Origin of the sequence: Mesorhizobium sp. M1396 (assembly GCF_040317725.1) — a bacterium.
Taxonomy (GTDB): domain Bacteria; phylum Pseudomonadota; class Alphaproteobacteria; order Rhizobiales; family Rhizobiaceae; genus Mesorhizobium.
In genome coordinates this window covers 1-6,756 of the sequence record NZ_JAMYLA010000112.1, presented here as the reverse complement: position 1 = coordinate 6,756, position 6,756 = coordinate 1, and the positions used below count along the sequence as shown (strand labels likewise).

At 60.2% G+C, this 6,756-nt stretch carries 5 protein-coding genes; 4 read left to right on the top strand and 1 reads right to left on the bottom strand.

Features of this window, described 5'->3' with window-relative positions; translation table 11 throughout:
- The first annotated feature begins 306 nt into the window (after positions 1-306).
- Genes NKH02_RS33820 through NKH02_RS33810 form a run of 3 tightly spaced genes read left to right on the top strand, consistent with a single transcriptional unit; the run spans position 307 to position 4,093 of the window.
- The gene (locus tag NKH02_RS33820; protein WP_352884153.1) at positions 307-1,314 is read left to right on the top strand and encodes a hypothetical protein; all 1,008 of its coding nucleotides are present in this window, start codon (positions 307-309) and stop codon (positions 1,312-1,314) included.
- Positions 1,311-3,092 carry an MFS transporter gene (locus NKH02_RS33815; protein ID WP_352884155.1) on the top strand — a complete coding sequence of 594 codons (1,782 nt, stop codon included), beginning with the start codon at positions 1,311-1,313 and terminating at the stop codon, positions 3,090-3,092. Before NKH02_RS33820 ends, NKH02_RS33815 begins: the two co-directional genes overlap by 4 nt.
- The gene (locus tag NKH02_RS33810) at positions 3,089-4,093 is read left to right on the top strand and encodes an ABC transporter substrate-binding protein (RefSeq protein ID WP_352884151.1); all 1,005 of its coding nucleotides are present in this window, start codon (positions 3,089-3,091) and stop codon (positions 4,091-4,093) included. Before NKH02_RS33815 ends, NKH02_RS33810 begins: the two co-directional genes overlap by 4 nt.
- Positions 4,094-4,110: 17 nt before the next feature.
- Here the strand turns inward: NKH02_RS33810 and NKH02_RS33805 are convergent, their stop codons facing one another.
- Positions 4,111-5,379, bottom strand: a complete 1,269-nt coding sequence (locus tag NKH02_RS33805; RefSeq protein ID WP_352884149.1) for a DUF1194 domain-containing protein — start codon at positions 5,377-5,379, stop codon at positions 4,111-4,113.
- Positions 5,380-6,076: 697 nt separating this feature from the next.
- Here NKH02_RS33805 and NKH02_RS33800 point away from each other — a divergent pair.
- On the top strand, positions 6,077-6,397 hold the full coding sequence (locus tag NKH02_RS33800; RefSeq protein WP_352884147.1) for a helix-turn-helix transcriptional regulator: 321 nt from the start codon (positions 6,077-6,079) through the stop codon (positions 6,395-6,397).
- Positions 6,398-6,756 lie beyond the last annotated feature (359 nt).

Below are 6,756 nucleotides of genomic sequence, written 5' to 3'. Positions count from 1 at the left end.
AAAGCATCCTCCAAAGAATCAGATGCTCTCGACAGATTCAGCTCCTAAACCCCTTGTCACGCGTTAACTCACCCGATTGCCCTGCACTGCAGACGCTTCATGCTGTCATCCTAATGGACGATATGCTAATGGTTTAGCCGGCTTGAGGGGTCAGATCGATTTCATTGCAAATGTGATCGCTGGCTCGTGGGCGGCCGGCATGCTTGCGGCGACCGTGCCCGTTCGAAAGAGAGCAAGACGACATAAACGACAAAAGATCGAGGGATCCATAACAGCCATTCGGGAGCGATAACGGCAGGGGCACATATGACTTTTCTGGTGCGCGTTTGGCTGGCGTTGACGGTTGTTCTGGCAATTGTGGTTACCATCCTGGCGGTGCTGGTCAAGCTGCAGCATGAGGCGGTGTATTCCCAGCTTGTGCGGCAACGACTGTCGGTCATTGCAGCGGCAACCGCGGCCCCTTTCCGGTCAGTCTCAGAACTTGGTTTGACGGTGGCGACGGTCCGCAATGCCCAAGAACTGCTGAACCGGGCTTGGCAGACCGACCCCGCGATTTCCAACATCGTGCTGCTTGATGCAGCCGGCGGAGTCATCCTTTCTGTGCCGGATGCTGCTGTTCCGTTTAGCGGGCGCCAAATGGCGCGCGCCATGGAAGAGGGATCAAACAGCCAGTGGAGCCTTGAGACTGCGACCGCGCTGGTCAGCGGTGCCACCATACCGGATGAGAACGACGAGCCGGCCGCTGCGCTGGCAGTTATTTATCCGATGAACGAATTGCGGACGCATAATCACCTTATCAGTTCGCACATTCGGTTGTCCGCGCTGGCGCTTCTGGCTGGGTTCTCGGCCCTAGCCTACGTTGCTTTGCGCTATCGGCTGCGTCCGGCCATCCGCAGCCTCGACGACATCGCCAGCCATGCCGAAGACATTGTCGAAGACGACAGCACTTTGGCTGCCCGCGACTTTGCCGATTTTCGCGCGACCCTTGCCGCTGGTACCGCAAAATACCGTTTGGCAACTTCAAAACTCGCGGCGCTTATCGGGGCAGACCCAGTGCGAGCTCCACCTGCGGGACCTCAGGTGCCGACGTCATCTCGGTTCCCGATAGCCCCATGGCTGTCACGGTGTCGCGGCGGCTTACGGCGCTCATTGCCGCCCTGGTGGTGGGGATCACCATATCGCTCGGTACTGTCGCCTACCGCAGCATCGATGAATCCTTTGCCCTCGAACTCGACAAACGCACAAGGCTTATTGGCAGCATCGCCAATGATGCTATTACCCGCACGCTCAAGGCGGGTGTGCCGCTCGACATGATGGTCGGGGGACGGGATTTCTTCACGTCCCTGCTTCGCGACTTTCCGGAGATTTCCTACTTCGCGCTGATCACCAACAACCGACCCATCCTGGAGATGGGCGATCGCCCGCCGACCACGACGTCGGTGATGCTACAGGCAGGGACCGTCGTGCCGATCGTCGTCGACAACAAGCTGGTCGCCAATGTCGTCGTGATCAAGAACGCTGGCTATCTGTCGCGCGAATTCCGCGATCTGATCCTCGACCTCTTGGTGGTGACGCTGGTCACAATCCTGTTGGCGGTCGAACTGGTCTCTGTGATGACCAACCACTGGCTAACCGGACCGTTGACCCGCCTCGACTACATCCTGAAGCATCAGGCAGCCGGCGATTTCTCCCACCGCATCATGGCGAGCGGGATCAGCGCCGTCGATAGGCTGGGCCATGCCCTTTCCTTGCGTGCCGAGCGGCTTGCGGTAATGATGGCCGCGGTCCGAAGACTGCCCGATGGCGACCGCGCTGTGCAGCTGGCGCCGGACTTCATTATCCCTGCCGGCCGGCCGGTGATCATGAGGTTTTGCAGTCTAAGCGATGTGCGCCTTCCGCTTTTCCTCATTGCAGCGGCTGACTCATTTCCGCTGTCGTTCTTTTCGCTCTATGTCCGCGACGCCGACAATCCGCTGACCTGGCTCAATCCAGGCATCGTCATCAGTTTGCCGCTCGCCGCCTATCTCATAGCCATCGTCGTCGGTTCGCCCTATGCGCGGCCGCTATCAAAACGCTTCGGCCACCGCAATCTGTTCCTCTTTGCCTCGATACCAGCGGCCCTCTCCAATTTTGGGTTCTTCATTTCCACCAATGTGCTGGAAATCATCTTTTTGTGTGTGTTCAGCGGCATTGGCTATGCCTTTGCTTCGCTCTCCTGCCAGGACTACGTGATCGATGCCGCCCCAAAGGAACAGCGGGCCCAAGCGCTAGGGCTTTTCCACGTGGCGATGTTCGGGGGCTTCTATGCCGGAACCGCACTAGGCGGCGTAGTTGCCGACCGGCTGGGCGAGCGCAGCGTATTTCTGGTCTGCGCCGCATTGATCCTGATCTCGGCAGCGATGATCTTCCGCATGCTGCCAGGGTCCAACCACGGTTCGACGCTCGCCGAAAAGGACAGTCGCACCAATCTGCGACAGTTGCTTGAAACGATGGCTGACGGCCAGTTCGCGACCCTGCTGTTTGGCATTATCTTGCCCCAAACGATCCTCGATCAGGTCTTTATCTCCTATCTCCTGTCGCTGCAGATGAACGCGTTGGGCGCCTCCACGGCCGATACCGGACGGTTGATGATGATATACTTTCTAATGGTGATCCTGTCGGGTTCACTGTACGGGCGACTGCCTGCCGGCAAGATTTCGGCGGTGGGCATCACCGTCGCCGGGGCGTTGCTTGGCGGAGTGACCCTGCTCGCAGCGGCGGCAGTTACTAACGGCTGGACTATGATTGTTGCCGCAATCGGCACCGGCCTTGGCTACGGCCTGGTGAGTGGGCCAAAGACGGCCACAGTAATGGAACTTGCGGAAGGAAGGCTGACCCATATCGGTTCGGAAAGAGTCCTTGGCACCGTCAGGGTCATGGACCGAATTGGCAGCGTTGTGGGCCTTATCGCCATCGCCGCCGTCGCTGGAAGTTTTGGCTATTCCGCTGGAATGGGCTTCATCGCCATTTTGGTGCTGGCCGGGGTCGGCGCGTATTTCATCTATTACGTGGCAAGCCACAGCTTGTCGATCATTGGAAGGAGGAAAGCATGAAATACGCAAACCGTGTGTTGGCCGGCGCCGTCCTGGCTTCTTGCCTCGTTCTTCCGCCTCGGGCCGAGGCGGCGGAGAAGACCCTTGTGATGATAACGTGGCTGGGCTGCGAGGATGTTTGCAAGGGCCTCAAGGACTCGCTTGAAGAAAAGAAAATTGATGTCAGCTTCGTCGTCGACGATGCGGCACAGGACAAGAGCAAACTGCCCGGCTTTGTCAAGGACGCACGCGACCGCAAGGCTGACGTGGTGGTCACCTGGGGCACCAAGACTACTCTAGGCATGGTCGGCACGTTGAAAGACCAGCAGAACAGCGACCTTCTCAATGACATCCCCGTGGTGTTCACCGTGGTGGCCGATCCGATCGGTGCGGGTATCATCGAAAGCTACGAAAAGACCGGCCGCGCCAATGTGACCGGTACCCGAAACCGGGTTCCCGAAAGCGTCAACATCAAGAGCATCAAGCGCTACATGCCGAGCTTCGATCATCTGGGTCTCCTGTTCGACCGCAGCGAGCCCAATTCGGTGAAAAAGATGGAGGAACTAAAGGCGTTATCGGAAAAGATGAAGTTCAAGTTCGACGCCTTGCCGCTGCCAGCACTTGCCGACGGCACCCCGGATCCAGCCAAGCTTGCCGAGGTTACCGCCCAACTAAAGGCGGCCGGCGTCCAGTTCGTCTACCTGGGCTCAAGCACCTTCCTTGAGAAGAACGCCGATGTCTTCACCGGTGCTGCCGTGGCCAATGGCTTGCCCGTGCTCAGCCCTTATGAACATCTGGTCCGCGAATCCCAGGCGCTGATGTCGGTGGCCGCTCGCGACTACGACGTTGGCAAGCTTGCCGGTGAGCAGGTGGCCAAAATCCTGACGGAGGGTGCCAAGCCCGGCGACATGCCGGTCGTTGCCATGGAGAAGTTCGCCTATCTGGTAAACATGAACGTTGCCAAGGAACTCAACTTGTTTCCACCTGTCGAGTTCCTGCAATTCGTCGAAAAGGTGGAGTAACTCGGAGGCGAAAGCGACTACCGATCGCGCCTAATAGAGCGCCGACCAAGGTCAATACTGTGTCGGCTATTGTGAAAGTTTTCCAACGCGGGCCGATGTCGATCGCAGCCCGAGCCCCCGCGCCGCGGCCTGCATCGAAAAACCTTCACCAATGCGGACCTTTCGCTCTCGGACCATGCAAGGTCCGACCGGTGCAACCGTCCAGGGGCTGCTCCGATCGTGACGCAATCGACGACGGGTCGTGAGTGGATCTGATAAGCCGCAGGCTGAACTCTGGCGGACTGGCCAGCAATTTCATTCACGAGCTTCTTCCGAATTGTCTTTGCAAACTCGGCTGTGCTGTCGACCCTGACGATGAAAGCGTCGAAACCGCCGATGACGCAGCTCTCGTAATACACCTCGACATAGCGCGGACCAAAGCTGTCGAGCGTGTCGGCTGCGTGCAGCGAGATCGCCAGTCCGTTGACGGTCACGCCGGCAGCTATGAGTGCGTCGCGCACGGGTTGAAGCGGCAGACCGGCATTGTTGGGTCCGTCGCCAGAGACATCGATTACCCGGCGGTCGCTTGCCGGCCCTTCGGCCAATAGCTTGCCCGCCGCCAAGAGCGCCCCCGAGATTGAGGTGCCGCGTCCTCTAACGATCGGCTGAGCCATCAGGACCTCGCCGAAGGCGGCCGCATCTTCGGGCTCATCGAGAACAATCCATGGTATCAGCAGGCTCTGGTGGTTCGGGCCTGCCCACTCGACATAGGCTACGGCAATTCTGCCACGCCGGCCGGATTCGATGGACTGCAACACTGCGGGATCGTGCAGTGCGTTGACATATCCTTCCCGCTGCAGGCGTTGTTCCGCCTCGCTCATTGAAGACGATACATCGACGCAAAGAACCAGCTCGAGATCTACCGAAGAAACCTGCTCCGCCGTAGCAGACAGCGACGTGTCAGGCTCACCACCAGAGCGAATAGCTCGCTTCGTGCCCGCCCGGGTTCTTCTCGCCCAGCGACGCGTGGAACGAAGAACATCATCTCGGCGCGCCCATCCTGTTGGTCGAACGGGAGGGTGCTGCCGGCGACTTTGTCTCGCATCACCCGTACGGGTGAACCGGGGTTGCGCTTTTGCTGGTAGTGTGCGCCAGCATCCAGCACGCTGTCTCTCCGAGGCACACGTGCTAAGATTTTGGCTACCCGACCACGGAGTTGGTCGATGCTTGTGGAACGAACTGAGCGGGCCATCGAAGCCTGTTACGACGCGGTCCTGGCGCCGGCCGAGTGGCCCCGCGCCCTGCAATTGCTTGCGGAGTCGCTAGGCGCCGAAAGCTGCACCTTCTTCTCAGACGATGAAGAGGCGCCGCCCAAGATACCCATCTCTACCGAACACGCCGGATTCGCCGAATTGTGGCTGCGCAATGAAGGCCACGCTCCGGACCCGCACATCACAAGAGCGCCCGCATTCCGCCGGGCAGGCTATACGACGCTCATCGAAGATCAGATCTCCACGAAGGAGGAACGCAGGACGCTGCCCTATTACCAGGAGACTGCCCGTCCCGGAGCACGGGACTGGTATGCGTCAACGCCCTTCATGGTGGATGAACATCGCTGGAGCCTGCCGCTTTATCGTAGCGCGCGCCGTGGCAGGTTCGTTCCCGAGGAGACCCGCCGTTTCGCGGCAGTTGGCCCGCACCTTGGCAGGATCGTAAGGCTCGCCAAGCGGTTCGCAGCGTTCCAGCAGGCGTCGGAACTCTCGTCGCTTGAGCGAGCAAGCTGCGCTGCCCTTCTGCTCGACGCCGAAGGCCGCGCAAAGGACCTGAATCTTTCAGCACAGAAGCTGATTGGCGAGGATTTCTACCTAGTGAGAGGTCGCCCGACGACCAACGACCCCGGCAGCGACAACCGGCTGCGGCGCCTGCTCTCTCGCGGTCGGCGCGGCCGGCGGTACGGAGCGCCTCCGGCCGCACGACGAAAGGCCCTGGCTTCTGGCGGAGGTGATGCCGCTGAGCGCATTCGGCAGCGATCTGTTCACGGCCGGCTGCGCTGTCCTCCTGCTGACCGATCTGAGGTCTCTGGCGCGCCCGGATGCAGTGCGCTTGAGCGCTGCATTTGGTTTGACGGCAGCCGGGGCCAGGCTGGCCGCTCGCCTCGCGTCGGGCGATGGCATCAATGCGGCGGCAATTGCCCTCGGCATCAGCCGCGAAACCGCGCGCACCCAGCTCAGAGCGGTATTCGCCAAGACCAACACGCACCGTCAGGCCGAACTCGCCACGCTCGTCAGCCGCCTTCGGCTGTTGGGCAAGATGACCAATCCGTAGGAGCGTATCGCCGACCGGAGGGGCCGGCCTGCGATGCTGGCGAGCAGTTGCGGGAGAGCGCCATGGAAGTTCGTTTCGAGGAAGTGATCACAAGTCGCGAGCGCCTACGCCAACTCGTCGAACTGCCCAGTCATCGGGTGGCCCGGAAAGCCATCGATCACATCGATGATATCTGTCGGCGCTTCATTGCCGCCTCTCCCTTCGTCGTAGTCGCCTCGCGGGGTTCCGATGGACGGCTTGATCTGTCTCCTAAGGGAGATCCTCCGTGGGGCCCCACGGTACACGACTCAGGTCTGTTTTGAGATCGTCATCGATCTTCGGGGTGCTTTTGCGAGCCATGCGTTGGCTGCTGCTTTGGG